Here is a 23,518-nt window from a genome sequence, read left to right on the forward strand (position 1 = left end):
AGCACCTCGATAGGGTCTGCACCGTGACTGCACAGATCGAACGTTCCCTGGTCATCGTCAAGCCCGACGGATACCGCCGCGGACTCACCGGCGAGGTGCTGCGGCGCATCGAGGCCAAGGGCTACACGCTGGTGTCGCTCAAGGTCGAGACGCCCGACCGCGACCGCCTCGCCCAGCACTACGCCGAGCACGAGGGCAAGCCGTTCTACGAGCCGCTCGTGGAGTTCATGTCCTCCGGCCCGGCGACGTTCGCGGTCATCGAGGGGCAGGACTGCATCAAGGGCTTCCGCTCGCTGGCCGGTGCGACCAATCCCACGGAGGCCGCGCCGGGCTCGATCCGTGGCGACCTCGGCCGCGACTGGGGCCTGAAGGTGCAGCAGAACATCGTGCACGGCTCCGACTCGACCGAGTCCGCGCAGCGCGAGATCGGCATCTGGTTCCCCCAGAGCTGACCGCCCGTCGTACGACGCGCTGCGGCCTCAGGTCGACAGCGCGTCGTCGACTCCGGCGATCGCCTGCTCCAGCAGGTCGGCGAGCTGCACCCGCTGATCGGCGTCGAGCCGCTCGAGCACATCGGACTCGACCACGTCGGAGTCCTTGATCACCTGCTGGAACGTGCGCCACCCCTCGGGTGTGAGCGTGACCAGCACCCGGGTGCGCTTCTCCTGGTCGGGAGTTCGCTCGACCAGGCCCCGCTCGGTCATCTTGTCGAGGCGGTGCGTCATCGACGACGGCGCGACGGACAACGCCGTCGCGAGCTGCGTCGGGGTCATGACCTCACCGCCGGGCGCCGTCGCCAGCTGTGAGATCACGCCCCACTCGCCACCGGACAGGCCGACGTCGGTGAGGGACTGGGTGTACCACTGCGACAGGCGGCGGTGGAGGCCGTGCACGGCGGTGATGACGCGCTGGACGTCCTCGCTGCCACCGGCAGCGACGTAGGCGGCGACCTCGGCCTCGTAGCGCTCGCGCTCGGTCGGGGCCGCCTTCTTGCGTGGCGTCATGGGTGGTCAGTGTGCCAAAGCGGACGAGGCCACCGTCGGCCGACCCGCCCGTCTACGATGTCGCGCCGGGGAGGAACCACCGCGACGGGTGTGTCGTCCGAGCCCGCGGCCCGGCCCGCTCGACACCGAAGGAATCATGTCCACCGCTGTGCGTCTCACCGAGCTGGCACCTGATGTCATCGTCCAGGTCGACCAGCGCCGTACGCCGATCGTCGCCTCCGTCTGGCTCGAGCAGGACGACGTCGTGTGGTCCGAGCACCTGCTGGCCGACACCGGCCTCGGCAGCCAGTGGCTGTCGGTCGAGGACGAGGACGGCCTGAGCCTCACGCTGTGGACGCCGCGCCCCGACCTGATCGCCGAGCCCGACGGGCGATGGGTGCGTGTCGACGGCCGCCGCTGGACCCGCTACGAGCGCGGCGAGGCCAACTACATGGTCGAGGGACGTTCGCCGTACGGCCCGGCGGGGCGGTGCTCGTACGCCGACTACCGGCACGACGGGGAGCGGCTCTCGTTCGAGCGGTTCGGGTCACGGCCGTGGGAGATCAGCATCGGCCGGCCCGTGCCCGTCTCGGCCGTGCGCGCGTTCAAGGACGGTGCCGATGCACCATCTGCTTGAGCTCGGTTACGTCGACACCCGAGCCGAGGACCTGCGGTGGTCGCTCGCGCATCCCGTGCTGCCTGCTCTCGCGCACGCCCGTCCGGCGGACGCACCCGTCGCGCTGCGCGTGCTCGGCGCCTCGCACCAGGTCGTCGTCGACGGCCCCGGGCTGCCCGCGCTCGTCGAGACGGTGGCGTACCTACCCGGTGTCGACGAACGCCTGCCGCGACCCGGCGTACGGACGACGGCCGGCTCCGGACGATGGACCTACGAGATGACGACGCAGGTCGACGTCCTCACCGGCCGCGACCTGAGCGCTCGCGTCGCCGAGCTGCTGGGTGACCTCGACGGTCGTACAGGCGCCCTCAGCGCGGCCTTCCCCGGTGACGCGCTCGCCGTCACGGCGCTGCTCGCCGAGCCCGAGCCGGAGGGCGCCGCCTGGCGTACCTGGCACGCCTACCCGCAGCACGGCCAGCTCGTGCACACCCGAACCCGCATCCGGCCGACCGGCCGCGACGCCCACCACGAGGAGTCCTCATGCGACGTCCGCTGACCGTCCTGCTCGTTGGCCTCACCGCGACCACCCTGCTCACCGGGTGCGGCAACGACCGCGACGACTGCATGAAGCGCTACAAGGAGCAGCAGCGCAGCATCACCGGCATCACACCCACCGACGCGCAGGCGCGCGAGGCGTGTGACCGCGACAGCAGCCGCAGCTACTACGGGTCCGGGGGCAGCCGCTACCGCGGCGGCGGCTCCGGCTCCGGCTCCGGCAAGTGACCGTTCACCCACCACTGATCTGAGAGGCACACGATGGATGCTGGAGACCTGCTGTACGACGTCGGGGCGATCGCTGCATACGGCGCCGTCGGCCTGCTGCTGATGGCCGTCGGCTACGCGATGGTCGACCTGCTGACGCCGGGACGGCTGCACGAGCTGATCTGGGACCAGCGCAACGCCAACGCCGCGCTGCTGCTGTCGTCCAACATGCTCGCGGTCGCGATCATCGTCGTGACCGCCATCCGGTCCAGCTACGACGGTCTCGGCGAGGGCCTGGTCTCCAGCGGCGTCTACGGGCTGCTCGGCATCGTGCTCATGGCGGTCTGCTTCGTGGTCATCGACGTCTGCACGCCCGGTCGGCTCGGCGACCTGGTCACCGACCACGAGCGACACCCGGCGGCCTGGGTGGGCGCCAGCTCGCACATCTCGGTCGCGCTGATCGTGGCCGCAGCCGTCAGCTGATCGTGACCGCACCGAGCACGCTCGACGCACCCGCGCCGCAGGTCCGCACGCCGCGCGTGCGTCGGACGCTGGTGCTCGCGGCGGTGTTCGTCTGCGCCGCCTGCGGGCTGGTGTACGAGCTCGCCCTGGTCGCGCTCGGCTCCTACCTGCTCGGCAACACCGTCACGCAGGCGTCGGTGGTGCTGGCGCTCATGGTCTTCGCGATGGGCATCGGCTCGCTCGCGGCCAAGCCGCTCACGCGGCACGCGGCCGTCGCGTTCGCCGCCGTCGAGATCGTGCTCGCGCTGGTCGGCGGCACCAGCGTGATCGTGCTGTATGCCGCGTTCGCCTGGTGGTCGCTGTACCAACCCGCGCTCGTCGTGCTCACGCTCGCCATCGGGTTCCTGATCGGTGCCGAGATCCCGCTGCTCATGACGTTGCTGCAGCAGATCCGGCGGCAGGACGCGTCGTCCGCGGTGGCCGACCTGTTCGCCGCCGACTACGTCGGGGCGCTCGTGGGCGGACTCGCCTTCCCGTTCGTGCTGCTGCCGTGGCTCGGTCTGCTCGAGGGCACGCTCGTCGTCGGTGCGGTCAACGCCGCGGCCGGTGCCGCCGTCACGCTCGGGCTGTTCCGCACCTCCGTACGCCGACGGGTCAGGGCCGCGCTCGCGGCGGCCCTGGCCGCGGTGCTGGTCGCGCTGCTCGCGCTCGCCACCCAGGCGTCGGCGTTCGAGACGTCCGCACGGCAACGGATCTTCCGCGACCCGGTCGTCGTGGCCGAGCGGACGCCGTACCAGGAGGTCGTGGTGACCCGCAGCCTGCGCGGCGACGACACCCGGTTGTTCCTCAACGGCGACCTGCAGTTCTCCTCGACCGACGAGTACCGCTACCACGAGGCGCTCGTGCATCCGGCCATGGCCGGGCCGCACGGGCGGGTGCTTGTCCTGGGCGGGGGAGACGGTCTCGCCTCGCGTGAGCTGCTGCGCTATCCCGACGTCGAGTCGGTGACGCTCGTCGACCTCGACCCCGCGGTCGTGCGACTCGCCCGCAGCGACGCGACGCTGAAGCGGCTCAACCACGGTGCGTTCGACGACCCGCGGATGCACGTCGTCAGCGCCGACGCGTTCACCTGGCTGCGCGCCAACCATCAGACGTTCGACGTGGTCGTCGCCGACATGCCCGACGCCGACGACGTCGCCACGGCCAAGTTGTACTCCGTCGAGCTCTACGGCCTCCTGAAGCGGGCGCTCGCCCCGGGCGGTCGTGTCGTCGTCCAGGCCGGCTCGCCCTACTTCGCCCGCAAGGCGTACTGGACCACCGCCGCGTCCTTGCGCGCTGCGGGGCTGCAGCCGACCGCGTACCACGTCGATGTGCCGTCGTTCGGCGACTGGGGGTTCTTCCTCGCGGCACCGGGGTCGGCGCCGCCGGTGGGCATGCCGAAGGACGCTCCGCCCACGCGGTTCGTCGACGCGAGCGTGCTCACTGCTGCGCAGACCTTCCCGAAGGACCGTGCCCCACTCAGGCTGTCGCCGTCGACGCTGATCAGTCCGAAAATCCTTGAACGCCAAGGGGACTGGCGCGGCTACTGACCACGCAGCCGGGCTTTGACGAGGGCTACTGCAGGCGGGCTCGCGCTCAGCTCGCGGACTCCGACCTCGACGAATCGTGCCGCCAGCTCGGGCCTGCTCGCGGCGTCACCGCACACGGCGACCTCGACGTGCGGGCCCACCTCGTCGCACACCATCGCGATCAGTCGCAGCACCGCGGGGTCGCCGGCGTCGAGGAGGTGCTGGACGCCGGTGTTGCCGCGCTCGGCCGCCATGACGTACTGCGTCAGGTCGTTGGTGCCGATGCTCACGAACGACAACCGGCGGGTGATGTCGCGGGCCCGCAGGGCGGCCGCGGGCACCTCGATCATCGCGCCGACCTCGAGCCCGTCCGGTACGCCGCCCACACGTCGCCCTGCCTCACTGAGCTGCGTGAGTGCCCAGTCGACCTCGTCGGGCCGCGAGACCATCGGGAACATCACGCGTACGGGAGCCTGGCGCGCCGCCACACAGACCGCCTGCAGCTGAGCGAGCAGCGGCTCCGGGTCGGACCTGAACGCGCGCAGACCGCGCACGCCCAGGAAGGGGTTGTCCTCGGCCGCGAGCGGCAGGTAGGGCAGCGGCTTGTCAGCGCCGACGTCCCACGTGCGCACGGTGACCGGCCCGTCGGCGGCGCGAGCGAGAGCGATGAAGGCCTGCGCCTGCTCGTCCACGGTCGGCAACACGGAGAGCTGCCCGAACAGCACCTCGGTGCGGACCAGCCCGATGCCGTCGGCCCCGGCCGCGACGAGCCCGTCCGCGTCGGCCGGCGTGCCCACGTTGGCCATCACGAGCACGGTCGTGCCGTCGGCGAGCACCACGGGCTCGCGGGCGTGCTGCTCGGCGGTGGCGCGTTCGCGTGTGCGGTCGGCGACGAGCTGTTCGTACGCCGCGCGCTCGCTCTCGCTCGGGCGAGCGGTGATGCGCCGGTCGCGTGCGTCGAACGCGACGACGTCGCCGCCGGCGATCGGCAGGTCGCCGGCGTCGGTGTAGAGCGGGATGCCGCGAGCGCGCGCGATGAGGGCGCCGTGGCCGGTGCTGCCGCCACGTCGGGTGACCACACCCACGACCTGCTGGGCGTCGAGTGCGACAGCGCGGGCCGGGTCGAGCGTGTCGACCACCAGGACGCCGCGCTCGTCGGTCGTGCCGTCGGACCGGCCGGTCAGCGCGGCGAGCACCCGATGGCGTACGGCGTCGACGTCCTGGGCGCGAGCCTGCTGGTAGGGGTCGGTCAGCTGGGCGAAGGCGTCGTGCAGCTCGTCCATGCGGCGCGAGAACGCTTGCGGTGCAGCGACTTTGGCCGTGATCGCCTCGCGGACGGGGCCGACGACGCCGGGGTCGTCGAGCAGTGCGCGGTGCGCCTGGAGCACCTCGGCGTGCTCGGCGCCGGCGCGCGTCGCGGCGGTCGTCGTCAGGTCCTCCAGCTCGGCGTCGACCGTGCGCAGCGCCGCGTCGAACCGCTCGCGCTCGACGTCAGGGCTGCCCACCACGTAGGTGCTGAGGTCGACCTGCTCGTCGAGCACGATCGCCGGGCCGACGGCCACGTCGAGCCCGGACCCCCGCGTGGCGAGCGGCGGATCGTGCACCTCGGTCGCGACGCTGTCGCCGAAGGCACGGGTCGCGAGGTCTCGCACCGCAGCCACCGCCGCGGTGGCGTCAGGACCGCTCGCCTCGACGGAGAGCCGGTGGCCCTGCCGGGCATCGAGCGTCGCGACGGCGCTGAGGCTGTGCGCGTCGACCGGGCCACGCTCAGCGCTCACGTTGCGCAGCCGCACGCTCGCGTCGTACGCCGCCAGCGTGCGCACCAGCAGCGCTGCGGGCCGGGCGTGCAGCCCGTGGGCGCCGGTGACCTCGACCTCGGCGCGTGCGTCGTACGACGTCGGCACCTCCTCGGGGGCGGCCGGCGGTCCCGACGTGGCAGCGTCGAGATGGTCCTGCTTGCCGATCAGCCCACGCTCGGCCTCGCGGGTGACCGCGTCGAGGTCGCCGCCCACGGACGCAGCCACGGTGGCGGCCACGAGGCCCTCGACGAGGGGTGCCGACGTCAGGCGTACGCGCCCGGCGATGTCCGGGTCGAGCATCTCCAGAGCCATCTCGGCGCTCAGCACGGCGCTGCCGAGGTCGAGCAGGACGACGACACCGTCGCCGGAGTCGGCCCCGCCGACGGCCTCGGCCACGGCCATCGCGTCGGTGCCGAGCGACCCGTCGTCCAGGCCTGCGGCGATGACGACCGTGGGCCGGTCCTCGCCCTGCACCATCTGGAGGGCGAGGTCGAGCGCCGCCTCGGCGAGCGCCCGGCTGTGCGAGACGACGACGATGCCGATCATGTCGCCGACCTCAGCGCAGGGTGCGTGCGGCCGACTCCAGCAGCAGCGTCGTGCTCGCGGCTCCGGGGTCGATGTGGCCCGCGCTCCGCTCGCCGAGATAGCTGGCCCGACCCTTCTTGGCGACCCAGGGCTCGGTGGCGTCGCGCCCCTGGGCCGCAGCCGTCGCTGCGGCCTCGAGCGCCGCAGCGATGTCGGCGTCGGCCGCGACCGCAGCGTCGTACGCCTCGAGGGCCGGCAGCCAGGCGTCGTACATCGTCTTGTCGCCCGGCTCGGCCTTGCCGCGTTGCTGGACACCCTCGACACCGGCGCGCAGAGCGGCGCCGAGCTCGGCGGCCGAGACGTCTTCGATGCCGGCGAGCGGCCCGGCCATCCGCATGAAGAACGTGCCGTAGAGCGGCCCACTCGCCCCGCCGACAGTGCTGACCAATGTCATGCCGGCCTTCTTGAGAAGCGTTGCGGTGTCAGCGAACTCGTCGTCGAGCAGGTCGGCGACGGCGGCCGTGCCGCGCGCCATGTTGCTGCCGTGGTCGGCGTCACCGATGGCCGAGTCGAGATCCGTGAGCGCGCCCTGCTCGCGTGCCATCACCTCGGCCAGGTCGCCCAGCCAGTCGACGAACCGTTGCTGCGTCGCCATCAGACGCCCCACCGCAGACCGGGGGTGTTCACGGGCGCGTCCCAGAGGCCGATCATGTCGTCGTCGACGGCGAGCAGCGTGACCGAGCAGCCGGCCATCTCGAGCGAGGTGATGTAGCTGCCGACCAACGACCGCGCGATCGGGACACCCGCCTTGTCGAGGATCTGCGTGACCTCGTTGAACATCAGGTAGAGCTCGAGCAGGGGAGTGCCGCCCATGCCGTTGACGAACGCGATGACAGGCTGCCCGTCCGCACGCGGCAGGTCGGCCAGGACGGGTTCGAGCAGCTGCTCGGCCAGCTCGCGGGCCGGCGCCATCGGCTTGCGCTCGCGGCCCGGCTCGCCGTGAATGCCGATGCCGAGCTCGAACTCGTCGTCGGCGAGCGCGAACGTCGGCTTGCCCGCGGTGGGCACGGTGCACGACGTGAGGGCCAGCCCCATGCTGCGCCCGCTCTCGCTGACCCTGGTCGCGAGATCGGCGACCTCGGCGAGCGGGCGCCCCGCCTCGGCCGCTGCGCCGACGATCTTCTCCAGCAGGACGGTCACGCCCACGCCCCGGCGTCCGGCGGTGTAGAGCGAGTCCTTGACCGCCACGTCGTCCTGGGTCACCACGGTGCGTACGTCGATGCCGCTGTCGGCGTCGGCCAGCTCGGCGGCCATCTCGAAGTTCATGACGTCGCCGGTGTAGTTCTTGACGATGTGCAGGACGCCGGCGCCACCGTCGACGGCCTTGGTCGCGGCCATCATCTGGTCGGGCACGGGTGAGGTGAACACCTCGCCCGCGCAGGCGGCATCGAGCATGCCGAGCCCGACGAACCCGCCGTGCATCGGCTCGTGCCCGGAACCCCCGCCGGAGACGAGCCCGACCTTGCCCTGAACGGGGGAGTCCTTGCGGTAGACGACCTTGTCGGTGAGGTCGACCCGGAGGTGGTCGGGGTGAGCAGCGGCCAGGCCGGTGAGCGCCTCGACGACCACGTCGTTGGGGTCGTTGATGAGCTTCTTCATGCACCCATGCGAGCACACCGGGAGGCCCCGCGCCAGAGGTTCTGAGGACACGGGGTCAGGTCGTGAAGATCTCCAGCTCGATGACGAGCCGCCCGTCGGTCTCGTGGCGCTGCGTCGCCTTGTAGTACGCGCCGTCCGGACCCGGCCCGTCGGCGCCGTAGTAGGGCTCGGCGGCGGGGGAGTCCACCGGCGAAGCGCTCCCGGCCGGGAGGCGTACCGTCGCGGTCAGCTGCCAGTCCTGGAAGCGGGTGTACGACGACTCCAGCACCTGCGTACCGTCCGGCAGGTCCAGGTGTGAGGCCTTCTCGATCTTGGCGAGCGGGATGTCGGTGCACTTGACGTCGATCCGCTCGGTGCACTTCTCCTGCTGGGCGGGAGCCGCGTCGCTGCGGTGGTGGTAGACCCCGATCCCGACGGCGACCCAGAACAGCACGCCCGCGAGCGTCACCGCAGCGAGCACGAGCACGCAACGTCCGGTGCGCATGTCGACCTCCCTCACCTCTGGGAGCACAGACGTGCGACAGACTGGCCCGGTTGCACCCGTGAAGCGCCGATTAGGGCGGAATGACGGGCGCTGCTACCGTTGAACCTGCCGTGAACCGGCCGCGGAGACAGAGCGCCCTGGTGGACATGCCCAGGAGCACCGCGCAACGACAGACGAAACGGAGTCGCCTCACTATGCCTCTCGACACTGCCACCAAGCAGAAGATCATGACCGAGTACGCCACCAAGGACGGCGACACCGGTTCGCCCGAGGTGCAGATCGCGATGCTGACGCAGCGCATCAAGGACCTCACCGAGCACTCGCGCCAGCACCCCCACGACCACCACAGCCGTCGTGGCCTGCTGCTCCTCGTCGGTCAGCGCAAGCGGATGCTGCGCTACCTCGAGAGCGTCGACATCGAGCGCTACCGCTCGCTGATCAAGCGACTGGGTCTGCGTCGCTGATCACCACAGACTTACGACCTCAAGGCGGTCACCTCCGGGTGACCGCCTTGAGGCGTAGGAGGGGAGTACGACCGACCGCATGACTCGCACCCTGGCGAGCGTGCGGCGTACGCCCACCGAGAAGGACGACTCACGGACAACGACGATCCGTGGTCTGAACACCGAAGAACAGGAGGGCCCATGGAGGGTCCAGAGATCACTTTCGCCGAGGCGAGCATCGACAACGGCTCGTTCGGCACCCGTACCGTCCGCTTCGAGACGGGACGGCTGGCCAAGCAGGCCGCCGGCGCCGTCGTCTGCTACCTCGACGACGACACCACGCTGCTGTCCACCACCGCGGCCGGCAAGCAGCCGCGCGAGGGCTTCGACTTCTTCCCGTTGACGGTCGACGTCGAGGAGCGCATGTACGCCGCGGGCAAGATCCCCGGCAGCTTCTTCCGCCGTGAGGGCCGCCCGTCCACCGACGCGATCCTCACCTGCCGCCTCATCGACCGCCCGCTGCGCCCGGCCTTCGTCAAGGGCCTGCGCAACGAGGTCCAGGTCGTCATCACGGTGCTGTCGCTCAACCCCGACCACCAGTACGACGTGCTCGCCATCAACGGCGCGTCCGCGTCCACGCAGATCTCCGGTCTGCCGTTCTCCGGCCCGATCGGCGCGACCCGCGTCTCGCTGATCGACGGTCAGTGGGTCGCGTTCCCCAACTTCTCCGACATCGAGCGCTCGACGTTCGACATGGTCGTCGCCGGTCGCTTGGTAACGAACGCAGCCGGTGACGCCGATGTGGCCATCATGATGGTCGAGGCCGAGTCGACCGAGTCGACCTGGGACCTGGTCAAGAACCAGGGCAAGCAGGCCCCCACCGAGGAGATCGTGGCCGAGGGCCTCGAGGCGTCCAAGAAGTTCATCAAGGTCCTGTGCGAGGCGCAGGCCGAGCTGGCTTCCAAGGCTGCCAAGGAGGTGCAGGAGTTCCCGCTGTTCCTGGACTACCAGGACGACGCGTACGCCGCGACCGAGAAGGCCGGTCTCGCCGACGCCACCGCCGCGATGCAGATCGCGGACAAGCAGGAGCGCGAGAGCCGGCTCGATGAGATCAAGGAGCAGCTCAAGGCTGACCTGGCCGGCGAGGGCAAGGCGTTCGAGGGCCGCGACAAGGAGATCTCCGCGTCGTTCCGCTCGCTGCAGAAGAAGCTCGTCCGTGAGCGCATCCTGCGCGACAAGGTCCGCATCGACGGCCGTGGCCTCGCCGACATCCGCGCCCTGAGCGCCGAGGTCGAGGTCCTGCCGCGCGTGCACGGCTCGGCGATCTTCGAGCGCGGCGAGACCCAGATCATGGGTGTCACCACGCTCAACATGCTGCGCATGGAGCAGCAGCTCGACACGCTGTCGCCGGTGACGCGCAAGCGTTACATGCACAACTACAACTTCCCGCCCTACTCCACCGGTGAGACCGGTCGCGTAGGTTCGCCGAAGCGTCGCGAGATCGGTCACGGTGCGCTCGCCGAGCGTGCCCTGATGCCGGTGCTGCCGACGCGCGAGGAGTTCCCGTACGCCATCCGCCAGGTGTCGGAGGCGCTCAGCTCCAACGGCTCCACCTCGATGGGTTCGGTCTGCGCCTCGACGCTGGCCCTGCTCAACGCCGGTGTGCCGCTGCGCGCACCCGTGGCCGGTATCGCGATGGGTCTGGTCTCGGCTGAGGTCGACGGTCGGACCGAGTACGCCGCGCTCACCGACATCCTGGGTGCGGAGGACGCCTTCGGCGACATGGACTTCAAGGTCGCCGGCACCAAGGAGTTCGTCACGGCGATCCAGCTCGACACCAAGCTCGACGGCATCCCCGCCGACGTGCTCGGTGGCGCGCTCACCCAGGCTCGCGACGCGCGCCTGCACATCCTCGACGTCATGAACGAGGCCATCGACGCGCCCGACGAGATGAGCCCGTTCGCTCCTCGCGTCATCAGCGTCAAGGTCCCGGTCGACAAGATCGGTGAGGTCATCGGCCCGAAGGGCAAGATGATCAACCAGATCCAGGAGGACACCGGCGCCGACATCTCCATCGAGGACGACGGCACCGTCTACATCGGTGCCACCGACGGCCCGTCGGCCGAGGCTGCGCGCGCGGCGATCAACGCGATCGCCAACCCGCAGATGCCCGAGGTCGGCGAGCGCTTCCTCGGCACGGTCGTCAAGACGACGACGTTCGGTGCGTTCGTGTCGCTGCTGCCCGGCAAGGACGGTCTGCTGCACATCTCCGAGGTGCGCAAGCTCGTCGGCGGCAAGCGCATCGACGCGGTCGAGGACGTCCTCAAGATCGGCCAGAAGGTCCAGGTCGAGCTCAAGGAGATCGACCCGCGCGGCAAGCTCTCGCTCGCGGTCGTCGAGGAGGCCGGCGCGGACGCTCCGGCCGCCGAGGCACCTGCCGAGGCTCCGGCAGCGCAGGCCCCCGCGGCGGACGCTCCCGCTGCCGAGGCTCCCGCGGCCGACGGCGCCGACAACGGCGACGAGAGTGGCGAGGCCGGCGAGGGTGGCGAGGAGCGCAAGCGCCCGCGTCGTCGTCGCGGTGGTCGTGGCCGTGGCCGCAACGCCGAGGGCGGCGACAAGCCGTCGCAGAGCTCCGACGAGGGTGAGCCCGACGCTGCGGCGCCGGCCACCTCCGAGGACGCCGGCTGACCTGATCGGCAGTACGACGGCCCGGTACCTCCTGCGGGAGGTGCCGGGCCGTCGTCGTCGACGGCGGTGGTCAGGACGACCTGGGCGGGGGGATCATCTTCCACGCCGTCGCCGTGCCGTCACGAGCGGTGAAGCGCAGCTGGGCGAACGGCGCCAGACGCTGCTTGTGCCGGATGGCGCTGTCCATGTAGAGCCAGCGAACACCCTTGCGCCACAACAGGTTACGGGCGGCAGCGGTCGGCGCGGTGTAGAACGTGTCGTTGAGCCGCTGCAGCGAGGGGTTCCAGAACGCGTGCGTCAGCGACGTGCGCGCCTCGGGCGCGATCCGACCGATGGTCGGGCTGTAGGCCCAGCCCTCGAGCAGGACCTGACGCTCGCTGTAGCCGGCGACCAGGAACCGTCTGCTCTCGCACGGCTCGCCCGGTGCGGGCACCGGCACCGTGCAGTGCCGGTTGGTCATGACCACGTCGTGCCGACCCGAGTGCCTGCGGATGTAGGTCGCGGCGTCGATCTGTCCCTGGGTGACGACCCCGCGCGCCAGCACACTGGCCGGGCCGGGAGGCTGGCGGACGGGCGTACGCAACGACATCAGCGAACCGACGGCGCCGGAGGCGATCACGGCGATCGTGGCGGTCGCGAGCACAGCAGCCGGCCGGCGTCGGCGGCTGAACACCGCCGCGGCCGCACCGAGGACCAGCGCGGTCACGACCCCGCCGATCAGGACCCGGTTGGCGCTCGCGAGGTCGTCGATGTGGACCGGTCCGAGCACCGCCGTCGGCAGCCACCACACCGCGAGCCCGCCGAGGACCCCGAACACGGCCCAGCCGCGCAGGGCCGCGGACCCGAACCGCTCGGCGAGCACCACGGCTCCGACCGCCGAGGCGACCGCGGCCAGAGGGAACGCCGAGATCGTGAAGTAGTACTGGCTCATGCCGGGCTGGATGAACAGCGCCGGCACCAGCGACCCGCCGAGAGCCGCGCCGAGCAGCAGCCAGGCGACCGGGTCGAGACGACCGTTGACCGTGCGGCGACGCAGGACCACGCACAACCCGAGCAGGGCGCGGGTCAGCCCGCCGACGACCGTGACCACGCCGGCGATCACCTGCGCGCCGACGTCGTCGACGCCCTGGACCTGACCGGAGAAGAACGTGTGGTTGACGGCTGCGACCGGGTCGAACGTCAGCCCGCCCGCCGAGCCGTTGAAGACCACCTTGAGCGTCACCGCGAGCGCGACGACCAGCAGCAGCAGATCGAGGGCGACCAGTCGCAGGCGGTCGCGGCGCCACAGCAGCATGGCCACCGCCGCCATGCCGGTGCCGGCGATGATGACCGGAACCGTCGAGCCCTTGGTCGCGGCGCACACCATGGTGAGCAGGGGGACCAGGACGACCGAGCCGCGCTCCGCCAGACCCCGCCAGCGCAGGGTCAGCAGATTGACGAGGCACAGCAGCAGCGGTGCGCTCAGGCCGAGGGTGAACGACTCGGGGTTGACCGGGATCGAGACGATGCGTTCGCCCCACGGGTTGAACGCGGCACCCGCCATGACCAGGACGGCAGCGACTGCGCCGGCCCATGCCGTGGACGTGAGGCGCAGTGCGAGTGCGGCGGTGGCCGCCACGATGACCAGGGGCATGAGGAACGCGGCGACGCGAAGCAGGACCTCGTCCAGCGGCAGCCCGGTGGCGGCGCTGACCTGGGCCAGCCAGGCGTGCCCGAACCAGTGGTAGCCGAGCGTCTCGCCCTGAACCATCGGCCAGCCGCTCGGGCCGCGGTGCAGCAGCTCTCCGGCGAGCGCCAGGTGGAACTGCTGGTCCGGCGACGCGCTCGTCGGCACCGTCCAGCGCACCGGGTGCGAGGTGACGAAGTTGATCAGCTGGGGCAGGGCGAGGAGTGACGCTGCGCCGAGGACGACCCCGAACCACCAGGGGACCGGCGCCCACCGCGCCGTACGGATGCGCCCGCGGGTGAGGGGGAGGGCGAGGAGAACGGCTGCGACACCCAGCGGCACGGCGTACGCCGGCCAGCGTGCGTCGAGCGTGCCGCCGAGGATCTGCGCAGGGACCGTGAGCCCGGTGCCGAGAGCGAGGCCACAGGCCAGGTCCTCGACGAGCCAGCCCTCGCGCGGGCGCACGCACCGCCACAGCAGCACGCCGGGGAACAGCTGCGTGAGCGCGATGGCGCCGAGGGCCTCCAGCGCCGCGAGGACCGGCAGGCCGCCGGAGTCCAGGATCGTGCAGGTCACGAAGACCGTTGCGGCCGCAAGAACGGCCACGATGCTGAGGCCGCGAGACACCGGCCGGGTCCACCCCCGCGCCTCCGTCAACGTCGTCATCCCCGTCCCTCCTGAGTCACCAGGGCACTTCCGCACCGCAGTATGACGCGCGAAGGGTCCGGCTCCTCGGAGGAGGTGCCGGACCCTTCGGGTGCTGTCCCGAGAACGGGATCAGTAGGGGATGGGGGCCCAGTCGGCGTTCTTGCCGGCGTTGGGGTCGCCCACGACCTCGCTCGGCACGTCACGCAGGATCAGACCGGCGTCCTTGGCCGCCTGGCGGGCCGCGTCGTCGTACTGGCCGTAGCGCCACACGTCGGCCATGTACTTACGGGTCTTGAGGTACTCGGTGTAGCGCGCCGCGTGCTCGTCGTCCAGGCCCAGCGCGGCGAAGATCGCCATGCGGTCGCCGTCCTTGTCCGCGAGCAGGCTCGGGTCGACCGGGGTCGTGTCGTTGGGGTCGGTGGTGCTGCCGTCCTTGAGCAGCTGACCGTTGCCGGAGTGGGTGATGCGCATGCTCCACACGCCCACGTCGCCGACGGCCGACTTGACGTAGATGTTCTCGCCCTCGCTCAGCGGCACGACGTTGTGCGACCCGCGTCGCAGGTTGAGGCCGCCGGTGTGCTCGGTGTGGTCCTGCAGGTAGATGCCGAAGCGCAGCTGGGTGTAGTCGGACTTCCAGTCGGGCGCGTCACCGTCGGTGCGGTCGGCGTTGTCCTTGTGCCAGCCACGACCGGCGGAGTTGATCGTGAACGAGCTGTCGCCGCCGTACCAGATCTCGTCGCTCTTGAGGATCTTCTTGGCGATGCCGATCATCGCGCCGTCGGTGAGCACCGAGCGCAGCAGCGGACGGGCCAGCAGGTCGCCGCCCTTGTGGCCGCCGCCCTGACGGCATGCCTCGCGGAACGCCTCGATCTCCTCAGGGCTGTAGACGCCCTTGACGATCGTGTATCCGTCCTTCCAGAACCCGTCGACGTCGACCGGCCTATCCAGCACTGGCATGCCTGTGCCATCCCTTCGCAAGCGTGTGGGTATGCACCCGTTGACCCACCGACCGTACGCCGTGCGCGGCCCGCGTGGTGCATGCCGGGTCTTCCCGGTGCCGTCCAGTGTGCCAAACCTGCGTCGAGCGCGCAGGCATCCACGCCGCCCGGTCCGTGGGCGCCGCTCACGGGGTACGGCCATGAGGTTCGGACCCGTGGTGGACACTGTCCCGATGTCCGACTCATCCCTGGTCCTCGGTCCGCTGCTGCGCCACGTGTCTCGCACCACCGCGACCGTGTGGGTGCAGACCCGGGAGGCTGCCCACGTCACGGTGACGTGCGCGGGGCGCTCCACGACGGCCAGGACGTTCGGGGTCGAAGGCTTCCACTACGCCCTGGTCGTCATCGACCATCTCGAGCCCGGCACCGTCAACGACTACTCCGTGGCGATCGACGACGAGCTCGTCTGGCCCGAGCCCGGCAGCGTGTTCCCGCCGAGCCGGATCGCTACCCTGCGCGAGGACAAGGCGCCGCGCGTGGCGTTCGGGTCGTGCCGGACGAGCGTGCCGCACGACCGCCAGTCGACAGCGACCCACGGCGTCGACGCACTGCGGGCGTACGCGCTCGACATGGCGGCTCACCCTGACGTGCGTTCGTGGCCGGATGTGCTCGTGCTGCTCGGCGATCAGGTCTACGCCGACGAGATCTCCGAGCAGATGGAGGCGTTCATCGCGCAGCGACGTGGACGCGACTCCGAGCCCGTCGGTGAGCTGAAGGACTACACCGAGTACGCCCACCTGTACGACATCGCCTGGTCCGAGCCGTCCAACCGGTGGCTGCTCTCGACGTTGCCGAGCGCGATGATCTTCGACGACCACGACGTGCGCGACGACTGGAACACCTCGGCCTCCTGGCACGCCGAGATGAACGCCACGCCGTGGTGGCACGAGCGCATCGTCGGAGCGCTGTCGTCGTACTGGGTCTACCAGCACCTCGGCAACCTCGCGCCGGACAAGCTGGCCGCCGACGAGGTGTGGCAGGTGGTGCAGCAGCACGAGCGCAGCGGGGCCGAGCACGAGCTCGACCTCACGCCGGTGGTCCGGGGGCTGGCCGAGCGGGTCGATCGCACCCCGGCGGCGTACCGGTTCAGCTACACCCGCGACCTCGGTCGCGGACGACTGATCATGATCGACTCGCGGGCTGCGCGTGACCTGCGGCCCGGCCACCGCGCGATGCTGGACGCCGACGAGGAGGCCTGGCTCGATCAGCAGCTGCGCGGCGACGTCGAGCACCTGTTCATCGGCACGTCCTTGCCCTTCCTGATGCCGCCGGGCCTGCACGACCTGGAGGCCATCGACGAGGCGATGTCCGAGGGTGTGTACGGGCGCCTCGCGGCCCGGGCGGGCGAGCGGCTGCGGCAGGCCGTTGACCTCGAGCACTGGGGCGCGTTCCAGGGGTCGTTCGCGCGCGTGCTCGAGATGGTCGCCGAGGTCGCGCGTGGCCGGCGTGGCGCGGCGCCCCGGACGATCACGTTCCTGTCGGGAGACGTGCACCACTCATACGTCGCCGAGATCCCTTGGCAGCGCTACGGATTCGAGTCTCGGGTGCGGCAGGCGGTGTGCTCGCCCATCCGCAACCCGTTGCCCAGGCACGTTCGCGTGCTGACCTCGCTGCTCGGGCGAGGGCTGGCCCGTCCGATGCGGTGGGCTGCCTCTCGCGCAGATCGGGTGCCCGACCCGGCGTACGAGTGGTCGCTGACGCAGGGCCCGTGGTTCGACAACAACCTCGCCGTCGCCGACGTGCGCGACGACGGCTCGCTCGCGCTGCGCTGGGTGACGGGCGACGTGGTCGACGACCGCTACGACGCACCGGTGCTGCGCGTCGTCGCCGACGTCGCCGATGTCGCCGTCGACCACGTCGGCGACGTCGAAGGGGCGAGCCGACAACCGGTGTGACGCGTCTGACACCGGCGGCCTGCATGGTGGGCGGCGCGGACGACTGAGGTCGGACGCTCGTACCCTGGACGCGTGAGTGAGCGCATCGCCGTTGCCGTGATCGGGGCCTCGGGCCGTATGGGGAGCCAGGCCTGTCAGGCGGTCGACGACGCCGACGACCTCGACCTGGTCGGGCGGTTCGACGCCGGCGACGACCTCGGTGACCTCGGAGGCGCCCAGGTCGCGGTCGAGCTGACCGTGCCCGACGCTTCGCCCAGCAACATCGCGCACTGCGTCGAGCGGGGTGTGCACGCGGTCGTCGGCACCACGGGGTGGAACGACGAGCGGCTCGCCGCTCTGCGCGACCAGCTCGCTGCGCAGCCCGAGGTCGGCGTCCTCATCGCCCCGAACTTCGCCATCGGCGCGCTGCTGATGATGTCGTTCGCGCAGCAGGCAGCCCGCTTCTACGAGTCGGTCGAGGTCGTCGAGACCCACCACCCCGACAAGGTCGACGCGCCGTCGGGTACGGCCGCCCGCACCGCTGCACTCATCGCCGACGCGCGTCGCGAGGCGGGCCTCGGCGACGTGCCCGACGCCACGACGAGCGACCCCGACGGTGCTCGTGGCGCCCGTGTCGACGGTGTGCCGGTGCACGCGCTGCGCCTGCGCGGTCGCGTCGCCCATCAGGAGGTGGCGTTCGGCGGCGTCGGCGAGGCGCTGACCATCCGCCACGACTCGTTCGACCGGGTGAGCTTCATGCCCGGCGTCCTCACCGGCGTACGCCGGGTGGGCGAGCACCCCGGCCTGACGGTCGGGCTCGAGCACTTCCTCGGCCTCTGAGCCGAGGCCTTCGGCGCGCGAGCGTCATTCGGAGTTCAGACACTGGTCGCCTGGTCGACCTAGCGTGACGACATGCGGGGCGTGGTGGGGACGTGATCGACGCGATCTTGGGCTGGATCGAGCACCTGATGGGCTCGCCCTGGGTCTACGCAGGGCTTTTCGGGATGTCGGCCCTGGACTCGGTCGTACCCCTGTTCCCGAGCGAGGCACCGCTCATCATGGCGGGGGTGTACGCCGGCTCGACCGGTTCGCCCAACCTGTTCCTGGTGATCCTCGCGGCCGGGTTCGGTGCGTTCGTCGGCGACCATGCGACGTTCTTCCTCGGCCGGCTGCTGTCCGGTCGTATCGCTCGGGTCGACCCGGACAGCCGCTGGGGCCGGGCGATCTCCTCCGCCACGGTCATGCTCGAGCGGCGCGGCGGCATGGCGCTGGTCGTCGCGCGGTTCATCCCGTGGGGCCGCATCGCCACCACACTCGTGCTCGGCGCCACCCGTTATCCGCTGCGCCGGTTCAGCGCCTGGGACGCGCTCGGCACGCTGGTGTGGGCGACGCACGGCTGCCTGATGGGCTACATCGGCGGGGCGGCGTTCCAGGACGAGCCGATCAAGGGCCTCGTGCTCGGGATCGGGATGGCCCTGGTCGTGTCGGCCCTGATCGAGGTGTTCCGCGCGTGGTTGCAGCGCCGCCGCGGCCGTAGCGCTGCGGCGACCCGCGACGAGACATCGGCCGATGTGCAGGTCGCCGCTGCCGGTGAGGCGACGGCGCGCGAGCGCTCCTGACGGAACCCGATCAGTCGCCGGCCACGATCACGTGCAGCGTGCGCGGGCCGTGCACGCCCTCGACCCGCTGCAGCTCGATGTCGCTGGTCGCGCTCGGCCCGCTGATCCAGGTGAGCGCGCGTCCTGCTTCGACCGCGGGCCGCAGCGCCCGTACGCCGGTGGGCACGTCGGCGTACACCTGGCTCTCGCGCACGACGCAGACGTGCACGTCGGGTACGAGGGTGAGCGCGCGGCGACCTTGGTCGGCTCCGTGGTCGAGCACGATCGTCCCGGTGTCGGCGATGGCTGCGGCTGCTGCGGTGACGACGGCGTCGATCGTGTCGAGCGCCGCGGCGGTCAGCTCGTCGTCGGGGACGTGCTCCGCAGCCACGTCGCGCATCCAGCCGGCGTCGAGCCCGGGCGGCACCACGACGGTGCGGACGTCGTACGTCGACAGGGCTGCAGCGACACGAGCGCTGATGTCGTCGGCGGAGCATCGTTCGACCACGGCCCGGTAGTCGGCGGTGATCTCGGCGAACTCGTCGATGACGGCGCCGCGCTCCTTGTCCGGGCGGGCGGGCAGCTCGGCGGGCGTGCTGTCCGGCGGTGCGCCCTGCGCGGCTCGGACCCGGCGCAGGATCTCCTCGCGTGCGGTGCTCATGCGTCCTCCCCGTGGGTACGCAGCCACCACTGCCTGAACGTCTCACGCGGTGGTGCCGGTGCGTTGCGGGCGGTGCTCCAGGAGGTGGCCGGCCACGGCAGGTTCTCCAGCGACGTACGACGCCCGAAGAGCCGCGAGGACGCGGTGACCGCCTGCTGTGCCTTCTCGAGTCGGCGGTGGTCGGCGAACATCCAGGCCGCTGCCTTCATCGAGACGGCCTCCGCCGACGGCGCGCCGCCGCGGTGCTCGTCGACGACCTGAGTTCGTAGGCGTACCAACAGCTTCGGGATCTCGATGCGCACGGGGCAGACGTCGAAGCACGCACCGCACAGGCTCGAGGCGTAGGGGAGCGACTGGTCGACCTTGCTGCCGGTGCCTCGCAGCTGGGGCGTGAGGACCGCGCCGATCGGACCCGGGTAGACCGAGCCGTACGCGTGCCCGCCGGCGCGCTCGTACACCGGGCAGACGTTGAGGCACGCCGAGCAGCGGATGCACCGCAGTGCCTGGCGGCCGACCTCGTCGGCGAGCACGGACGTGCGCCCGTTGTCGAGCAGAACGACGTGCACCTCCTGGGGGCCGTCGCCGGGCGTGACGCCCGTCCAGGTGGAGGTGTAGGGGTTCATCCGCTCACCCGTGCTGGACCGGGGGAGCAGCTGCATGAAGGTGCCGAGGTCGTCCCAGGTCGGCAGCACCTTCTCGATGCCGACGACCGAGATGAGCGTCTCGGGAAGCGTGAGGCACATGCGACCGTTGCCCTCGGACTCCAGCACCACGAGGGTGCCGGTGTCGGCGATCGCGAAGTTGGTCCCGGACACCGCGACCTTCGCCCGCAGGAACTTCTCCCGCAGGTGCAGCCGCGCTGCGTCGGCGAGGCGCGCCGGGTCATCGGTGAGGTCATCGGGTGCGGGCTTGCCGACCTTGCCCATCTCCGCCCGGAAGATCTCGCGGATCTCGCTGCGGTTGCGGTGGATCGCCGGCACCAGGATGTGCGACGGGCGGTCGTGCCCGAGCTGGACGATCAGCTCGGCGAGGTCGGTCTCCCATGCACTGATGCCGGCCGCCTCGAGCGCCTCGTTGAGCTCGATCTCCTGCGTGGCCATCGACTTGACCTTGACGACCTCCTCGACCTGCTGGGCGCGCACCAGGTCGACGACGATGCGGTTGGCCTCGTCGGCGTCGCGTGCCCAGTGCACCGTCGCCCCTGCCCGGGTCAGGTTGTCCTCGAGCTGTAGGAGGTAGGTGTCGAGGTCGGCGAGGACCCGGTCCTTGGTGCCGGCGCCGTCGACACGCAGGGCTTCCCAGTCGGGCACCTCGTCGACGACCTCGGCGCGCTTGGCGCGGATCGTGTGGGTGGCGTGGTTGAGGTTGTGGCGCTGCTGGGTGTTGGCCAGTGCCTCCTTGGCCATGGCGGGGAACTTCGGCATCCCGACGAACGTGCTCGTCGTCCTGGCGTGCGGGATGTCCTGCCCTCCAGCGCTGCTCTGGTGACGTGCAGGGCTGCTCATGCGGGCTCCTCCTCGGTCGAGGCGAGAACTTCGGCCAGGTGCATGCTGCGCACCCCTGACCGCTGTCGGTCGAGCAGGCCGCCGATATGGGCGAGGCAGGAGTTGTCGCCGGCGACCACCACCTCGGCCTCGGTCTCACGGATGTGGCGGACCTTGTCGCCGCCCATCGCCACGGAGGTGTCGGCGTTCTTCATCGCGAAGGTGCCGCCGAACCCGCAGCACTCCTCGGCGCCGGGCAGCTCGACCAGGTCGATGCCCTTGACAGCGCGCAGCAGTCGCAGCGGCCGATCGCCCACACGCAGCATCCGCAACGAGTGGCAGGTCGGGTGATAGGTGACGCGGTGAGGGAAGTACGCCCCCACGTCGGTCACGCCGAGGACGTCGACGAGGTACTCCGACAGCTCGTGGACCCGAGGGGTCATCTGCGCGACGTCGGCAGCGAGCCCTGGGTCTCCCGCGCGCGCGGCCAGGTCGGCGTACTGGTCGCGCACCGAACCCGTGCACGACCCGCTCGGGGCGACCACGGCGTCGTACGAGCCGAAGACGTCGATGAACGAGCGCACCAGCGGGATCGCCTCGTCGGCGTACCCGGTGTTGGTGAACATCTGGCCGCAGCACGTCTGGGCGGCGGGGAAGTCGACCGTGACGCCGAGGCGTTCGAGCAGCCGGACCGTGGCCTGCGGGGTCTGCGGCCACATCGTGTCGTTGAAGCAGGTGGCGAACAGGGCGACGCGGGTCATGAGGGCAGCATCCACGAAAGGACGGTGTGCTGCAGCCCGACAAGCAGGCACATCGCGATCACGAGTCCCACGCTCCACAGCACGACCTTGCGGAAGATCTCCGACTCCTTGCCGAGCAGACCCACCGACGTCGCCGCGATGGTGAGGTTCTGCGGGCTGATCATCTTGCCGACGACGCCGCCCGAGCTGTTGGCCGCGACGAGCAGGGTCGGGTCGATGCCGGCCTTGTCGGCGGCGGTCTGCTGCAGTGTGGCGAAGAGTGCGTTCGCGCTGGTGTCGGACCCGGTGACCGCCGTCCCGAGCCACCCGAGCAGCGGCGAGAGGAACGCGAACGCCGCACCGGCCCCGGCGATCCAGGTGCCGATGGTGATGACCTGGCCGGAGAGGTTCATGACGTACGCGAGCGCCAGCACCGAGGCGACGGTCAGGAACGCGAACCGCAGCTTGACCGCGGTGCCGCTGAGCTCGGTGAGCCACTCTCGCGGCGAGACGCGGTAGATCAGCGCGACCACCACGGAGCAGATCAGCAGCAGCGTGCCGGGCGAGGACAACCACTGGAACAGGTAGACCGTCGAGGTGCTCGTCTTGCCGGTGACGGTCTGCACGTTGCCGTCGAGCCCGGGCCAGGCGACCTTCGCGTCCGTGCCGGCGAGCCACTCCTTGACGGGGTCGATGAGCTTGGCGCACGAGAACACCGCGATGACGAGCAGGTAGGGGAGCAGGGCCATGCCGATGCGGCCTGGTGTGAGCGAGCGGGCCCGTGCGTCGATGTCCGCGACGTCGGTCACGTCCTTCGGACCGTCGGCTGCTGTCGCACCCGAGGTGCTGAACCGGGTCCGGTCGTGACCGGCCCCGTCGACGGCGACGGTCGCGCCGACGAGGTCGCGCTCGCGCTCGGCCGCCATGTGCTCCTGAGCGTCGCGGCCGCCCTGCGGTGACCAGACCCGCAGAAGGACGACGGCGGCGGCCAGGGCTGCCAGGCTGGCGACGATGTCGGTGAGCTCGACCGAGACGTACGTCGCAGAGAGCCACTGGGCGACGCCGAAGACCAGGCCGACGGTGAGGGCGATCGGCCAGGTCTGCCGCAGGCCTCGTCGTCCGTCGACCATGAAGACCAGCAGCAGCGGGACGAACGCCGCGAGCAGCGGAGTCTGGTGACCGACGTACGCGCCGATGTCGTTGTAGTCGATCTTCGTGAGCGCACCCGCGGTGATGATCGGCGTCCCGATCGCGCCGAACGCCACCGGTGCGGTGTTGGCGAGCAGTGCGACGGCGGCGGCTCGCAGGGGTGAGAAGCCGACGGCCATGAGCATCACGCCGGTGATGGCGACCGGGGCACCGAAGCCGGCCAGCGCCTCGAGCAGTCCGCCGAAGCAGAAGGCGATGATGATCGCCTGGACGCGCGGGTCGCCGGAGATGAGATGGAACACCGCGCGCAGGTCCTCGAACCGGCCGCTGACGACGGTGACCTGGTAGAGCACGATCGCGCAGAAGACGATCCACATGATCGGCATCAGGCCGAAGACCGCGCCCTCGCTCGCGGAGAGCAGCGTGAGGTCCAACGGCATGCCGTAGGCGAGGACGGCCACCAGGACGGCGACACCGAGGGACGTCAGGCCCGCCCAGTGCGCCGGCCAGCGCAGCAGGCCGAGCGTGAGGAAGACGGTCAGCAGGGGCAGCAGCGCGATGAGCGCCGAGAGCCAGAGGCTGTCGGCGACGGGCGCGAGCTCAGGTCTGTACGACGCGACGAGCACAGGACACCTCCGGGGTCGGACGAGCGTGAGATCTAATGGTCAGACCAATATGTGACCCATATCATAGGGCCCCGACGGCGATCTG

At 70.9% G+C, this 23,518-nt stretch carries 22 protein-coding genes; 11 read left to right on the plus strand and 11 right to left on the minus strand.

Annotation, left to right across the window (positions count from 1 at the left end; all coding sequences use genetic code 11):
* Nucleotides 1-23: 23 nt before the first annotated feature.
* A complete protein-coding gene (gene ndk / locus VV01_RS05635; RefSeq protein ID WP_050669029.1) occupies nucleotides 24-452 on the plus strand; it encodes a nucleoside-diphosphate kinase in 429 nt (142 codons plus the stop codon).
* A gap of 27 nt (nucleotides 453-479) precedes the next feature.
* Here the strand turns inward: ndk and VV01_RS05640 are convergent, their stop codons facing one another.
* Complete coding sequence (locus tag VV01_RS05640) at nucleotides 480-1,004, minus strand: MarR family winged helix-turn-helix transcriptional regulator (protein ID WP_050669030.1); 525 nt, start codon at nucleotides 1,002-1,004, stop codon at nucleotides 480-482.
* Between the two features lie 136 nt (nucleotides 1,005-1,140).
* Here VV01_RS05640 and VV01_RS05645 point away from each other — a divergent pair, with 136 nt between their 5' ends.
* From VV01_RS05645 to VV01_RS05665, 5 genes are read left to right on the plus strand one after another with little or no spacing between them, the layout of a single operon-like run.
* Nucleotides 1,141-1,620: a DUF4178 domain-containing protein gene (locus tag VV01_RS05645; RefSeq protein ID WP_050669031.1), complete on the plus strand. Its 480-nt coding sequence runs from the start codon at nucleotides 1,141-1,143 to the stop codon at nucleotides 1,618-1,620.
* Nucleotides 1,604-2,155: a DUF2617 family protein gene (locus VV01_RS05650; RefSeq protein WP_050669032.1), complete on the plus strand. Its 552-nt coding sequence runs from the start codon at nucleotides 1,604-1,606 to the stop codon at nucleotides 2,153-2,155. Before VV01_RS05645 ends, VV01_RS05650 begins: the two co-directional genes overlap by 17 nt.
* Nucleotides 2,140-2,382 carry a hypothetical protein gene (locus VV01_RS05655; protein ID WP_050669033.1) on the plus strand — a complete coding sequence of 81 codons (243 nt, stop codon included), beginning with the start codon at nucleotides 2,140-2,142 and terminating at the stop codon, nucleotides 2,380-2,382. Before VV01_RS05650 ends, VV01_RS05655 begins: the two co-directional genes overlap by 16 nt.
* A gap of 33 nt (nucleotides 2,383-2,415) precedes the next feature.
* Nucleotides 2,416-2,844, plus strand: coding sequence for a DUF350 domain-containing protein (locus VV01_RS05660; RefSeq protein ID WP_050669034.1), 429 nt, complete (start codon nucleotides 2,416-2,418; stop codon nucleotides 2,842-2,844).
* Between the two features lie 2 nt (nucleotides 2,845-2,846).
* The gene (locus tag VV01_RS05665; protein WP_050669035.1) at nucleotides 2,847-4,412 is read left to right on the plus strand and encodes a polyamine aminopropyltransferase; all 1,566 of its coding nucleotides are present in this window, start codon (nucleotides 2,847-2,849) and stop codon (nucleotides 4,410-4,412) included.
* Here the strand turns inward: VV01_RS05665 and ptsP are convergent.
* The 4 genes from ptsP to VV01_RS05685 are packed head-to-tail and all read right to left on the minus strand — an operon-like array spanning nucleotide 4,406 to nucleotide 8,858.
* On the minus strand, nucleotides 4,406-6,736 hold the full coding sequence (gene ptsP / locus VV01_RS05670) for a phosphoenolpyruvate--protein phosphotransferase (protein ID WP_050669036.1): 2,331 nt from the start codon (nucleotides 6,734-6,736) through the stop codon (nucleotides 4,406-4,408). The two genes, VV01_RS05665 and ptsP, sit on opposite strands and share 7 nt — an antisense overlap.
* A gap of 10 nt (nucleotides 6,737-6,746) precedes the next feature.
* A complete protein-coding gene (dhaL, locus tag VV01_RS05675) occupies nucleotides 6,747-7,370 on the minus strand; it encodes a dihydroxyacetone kinase subunit DhaL (RefSeq protein WP_050669037.1) in 624 nt (207 codons plus the stop codon).
* The gene (gene dhaK / locus VV01_RS05680) at nucleotides 7,370-8,374 is read right to left on the minus strand and encodes a dihydroxyacetone kinase subunit DhaK (protein ID WP_050669038.1); all 1,005 of its coding nucleotides are present in this window, start codon (nucleotides 8,372-8,374) and stop codon (nucleotides 7,370-7,372) included. Before dhaK ends, dhaL begins: the two co-directional genes overlap by 1 nt.
* Nucleotides 8,375-8,429: 55 nt before the next feature.
* Entirely contained in the window at nucleotides 8,430-8,858 is a 429-nt protein-coding gene (locus VV01_RS05685; RefSeq protein WP_050669039.1) for a hypothetical protein, read from the minus strand.
* Nucleotides 8,859-9,052: 194 nt separating this feature from the next.
* Between VV01_RS05685 and rpsO the strand changes: the two genes are divergently transcribed.
* Nucleotides 9,053-9,322, plus strand: coding sequence for a 30S ribosomal protein S15 (gene rpsO, locus VV01_RS05690; RefSeq protein ID WP_050669040.1), 270 nt, complete (start codon nucleotides 9,053-9,055; stop codon nucleotides 9,320-9,322).
* Nucleotides 9,323-9,502: 180 nt separating this feature from the next.
* The gene (locus VV01_RS05695) at nucleotides 9,503-11,989 is read left to right on the plus strand and encodes a polyribonucleotide nucleotidyltransferase (protein ID WP_050669041.1); all 2,487 of its coding nucleotides are present in this window, start codon (nucleotides 9,503-9,505) and stop codon (nucleotides 11,987-11,989) included.
* 70 nt (nucleotides 11,990-12,059) lie between these two features.
* On the opposite strand, the gene VV01_RS05700 is transcribed toward VV01_RS05695, so the two are convergent.
* Both VV01_RS05700 and VV01_RS05705 read right to left on the minus strand, forming a co-directional pair.
* Nucleotides 12,060-14,321 carry a hypothetical protein gene (locus tag VV01_RS05700; protein WP_050669042.1) on the minus strand — a complete coding sequence of 754 codons (2,262 nt, stop codon included), beginning with the start codon at nucleotides 14,319-14,321 and terminating at the stop codon, nucleotides 12,060-12,062.
* A gap of 111 nt (nucleotides 14,322-14,432) precedes the next feature.
* Nucleotides 14,433-15,260 (minus strand): phytanoyl-CoA dioxygenase family protein, encoded by an 828-nt coding sequence (locus VV01_RS05705; RefSeq protein ID WP_082220840.1) that lies wholly within the window; start codon nucleotides 15,258-15,260, stop codon nucleotides 14,433-14,435.
* A 214-nt stretch (nucleotides 15,261-15,474) separates the two neighbouring features.
* Here VV01_RS05705 and VV01_RS05710 point away from each other — a divergent pair, with 214 nt between their 5' ends.
* The 3 genes from VV01_RS05710 (at nucleotide 15,475) to VV01_RS05720 (ending at nucleotide 18,794) form a co-directional block, all read left to right on the plus strand.
* A complete protein-coding gene (locus VV01_RS05710; protein ID WP_050669044.1) occupies nucleotides 15,475-17,196 on the plus strand; it encodes an alkaline phosphatase D family protein in 1,722 nt (573 codons plus the stop codon).
* Between the two features lie 72 nt (nucleotides 17,197-17,268).
* Nucleotides 17,269-18,015: a 4-hydroxy-tetrahydrodipicolinate reductase gene (dapB, locus tag VV01_RS05715; protein WP_050669045.1), complete on the plus strand. Its 747-nt coding sequence runs from the start codon at nucleotides 17,269-17,271 to the stop codon at nucleotides 18,013-18,015.
* Nucleotides 18,016-18,107: 92 nt separating this feature from the next.
* Nucleotides 18,108-18,794 (plus strand): DedA family protein, encoded by a 687-nt coding sequence (locus tag VV01_RS05720; protein ID WP_050669046.1) that lies wholly within the window; start codon nucleotides 18,108-18,110, stop codon nucleotides 18,792-18,794.
* A gap of 10 nt (nucleotides 18,795-18,804) precedes the next feature.
* Here VV01_RS05720 and VV01_RS05725 read toward each other — a convergent pair whose 3' ends face one another.
* From VV01_RS05725 to VV01_RS05740, 4 genes are read right to left on the minus strand one after another with little or no spacing between them, the layout of a single operon-like run.
* Nucleotides 18,805-19,434: a LutC/YkgG family protein gene (locus VV01_RS05725; RefSeq protein WP_050669047.1), complete on the minus strand. Its 630-nt coding sequence runs from the start codon at nucleotides 19,432-19,434 to the stop codon at nucleotides 18,805-18,807.
* Nucleotides 19,431-20,939 (minus strand): LutB/LldF family L-lactate oxidation iron-sulfur protein, encoded by a 1,509-nt coding sequence (locus VV01_RS05730; protein ID WP_050669048.1) that lies wholly within the window; start codon nucleotides 20,937-20,939, stop codon nucleotides 19,431-19,433. The genes VV01_RS05725 and VV01_RS05730 overlap by 4 nt, the downstream gene beginning before the upstream one ends.
* A complete protein-coding gene (locus VV01_RS05735; RefSeq protein WP_050669049.1) occupies nucleotides 20,936-21,679 on the minus strand; it encodes a (Fe-S)-binding protein in 744 nt (247 codons plus the stop codon). Before VV01_RS05735 ends, VV01_RS05730 begins: the two co-directional genes overlap by 4 nt.
* Nucleotides 21,676-23,433, minus strand: coding sequence for an L-lactate permease (locus tag VV01_RS05740; protein ID WP_050669050.1), 1,758 nt, complete (start codon nucleotides 23,431-23,433; stop codon nucleotides 21,676-21,678). Before VV01_RS05740 ends, VV01_RS05735 begins: the two co-directional genes overlap by 4 nt.
* Between the last annotated feature and the right edge of the window lie 85 nt (nucleotides 23,434-23,518).

The organism is Luteipulveratus halotolerans (assembly GCF_001247745.1).
Lineage (GTDB): Bacteria > Actinomycetota > Actinomycetes > Actinomycetales > Dermatophilaceae > Luteipulveratus > Luteipulveratus halotolerans.

Excerpts from the sequence above, each read along its gene's own strand:
- VV01_RS05640 (WP_050669030.1), bottom strand. The coding sequence starts at position 1,004 with ATGACGCCACGCAAGAAGGCGGCCCCGACCGAGCGCGAGCGCTACGAG.
- VV01_RS05645 (WP_050669031.1), top strand. The coding sequence starts at position 1,141 with ATGTCCACCGCTGTGCGTCTCACCGAGCTGGCACCTGATGTCATCGTC.
- VV01_RS05650 (WP_050669032.1), top strand. The coding sequence starts at position 1,604 with ATGCACCATCTGCTTGAGCTCGGTTACGTCGACACCCGAGCCGAGGAC.
- VV01_RS05655 (WP_050669033.1), top strand. The coding sequence starts at position 2,140 with ATGCGACGTCCGCTGACCGTCCTGCTCGTTGGCCTCACCGCGACCACC.
- VV01_RS05660 (WP_050669034.1), top strand. The coding sequence starts at position 2,416 with ATGGATGCTGGAGACCTGCTGTACGACGTCGGGGCGATCGCTGCATAC.
- ptsP (WP_050669036.1), bottom strand. The coding sequence starts at position 6,736 with ATGATCGGCATCGTCGTCGTCTCGCACAGCCGGGCGCTCGCCGAGGCG.
- dhaL (WP_050669037.1), bottom strand. The coding sequence starts at position 7,370 with ATGGCGACGCAGCAACGGTTCGTCGACTGGCTGGGCGACCTGGCCGAG.
- dhaK (WP_050669038.1), bottom strand. The coding sequence starts at position 8,374 with ATGAAGAAGCTCATCAACGACCCCAACGACGTGGTCGTCGAGGCGCTC.
- VV01_RS05685 (WP_050669039.1), bottom strand. The coding sequence starts at position 8,858 with ATGCGCACCGGACGTTGCGTGCTCGTGCTCGCTGCGGTGACGCTCGCG.
- rpsO (WP_050669040.1), top strand. The coding sequence starts at position 9,053 with ATGCCTCTCGACACTGCCACCAAGCAGAAGATCATGACCGAGTACGCC.
- VV01_RS05695 (WP_050669041.1), top strand. The coding sequence starts at position 9,503 with ATGGAGGGTCCAGAGATCACTTTCGCCGAGGCGAGCATCGACAACGGC.
- VV01_RS05700 (WP_050669042.1), bottom strand. The coding sequence starts at position 14,321 with ATGACGACGTTGACGGAGGCGCGGGGGTGGACCCGGCCGGTGTCTCGC.
- VV01_RS05705 (WP_082220840.1), bottom strand. The coding sequence starts at position 15,260 with ATGCCAGTGCTGGATAGGCCGGTCGACGTCGACGGGTTCTGGAAGGAC.
- VV01_RS05710 (WP_050669044.1), top strand. The coding sequence starts at position 15,475 with ATGTCCGACTCATCCCTGGTCCTCGGTCCGCTGCTGCGCCACGTGTCT.
- VV01_RS05725 (WP_050669047.1), bottom strand. The coding sequence starts at position 19,434 with ATGAGCACCGCACGCGAGGAGATCCTGCGCCGGGTCCGAGCCGCGCAG.
- VV01_RS05730 (WP_050669048.1), bottom strand. The coding sequence starts at position 20,939 with ATGAGCAGCCCTGCACGTCACCAGAGCAGCGCTGGAGGGCAGGACATC.
- VV01_RS05735 (WP_050669049.1), bottom strand. The coding sequence starts at position 21,679 with ATGACCCGCGTCGCCCTGTTCGCCACCTGCTTCAACGACACGATGTGG.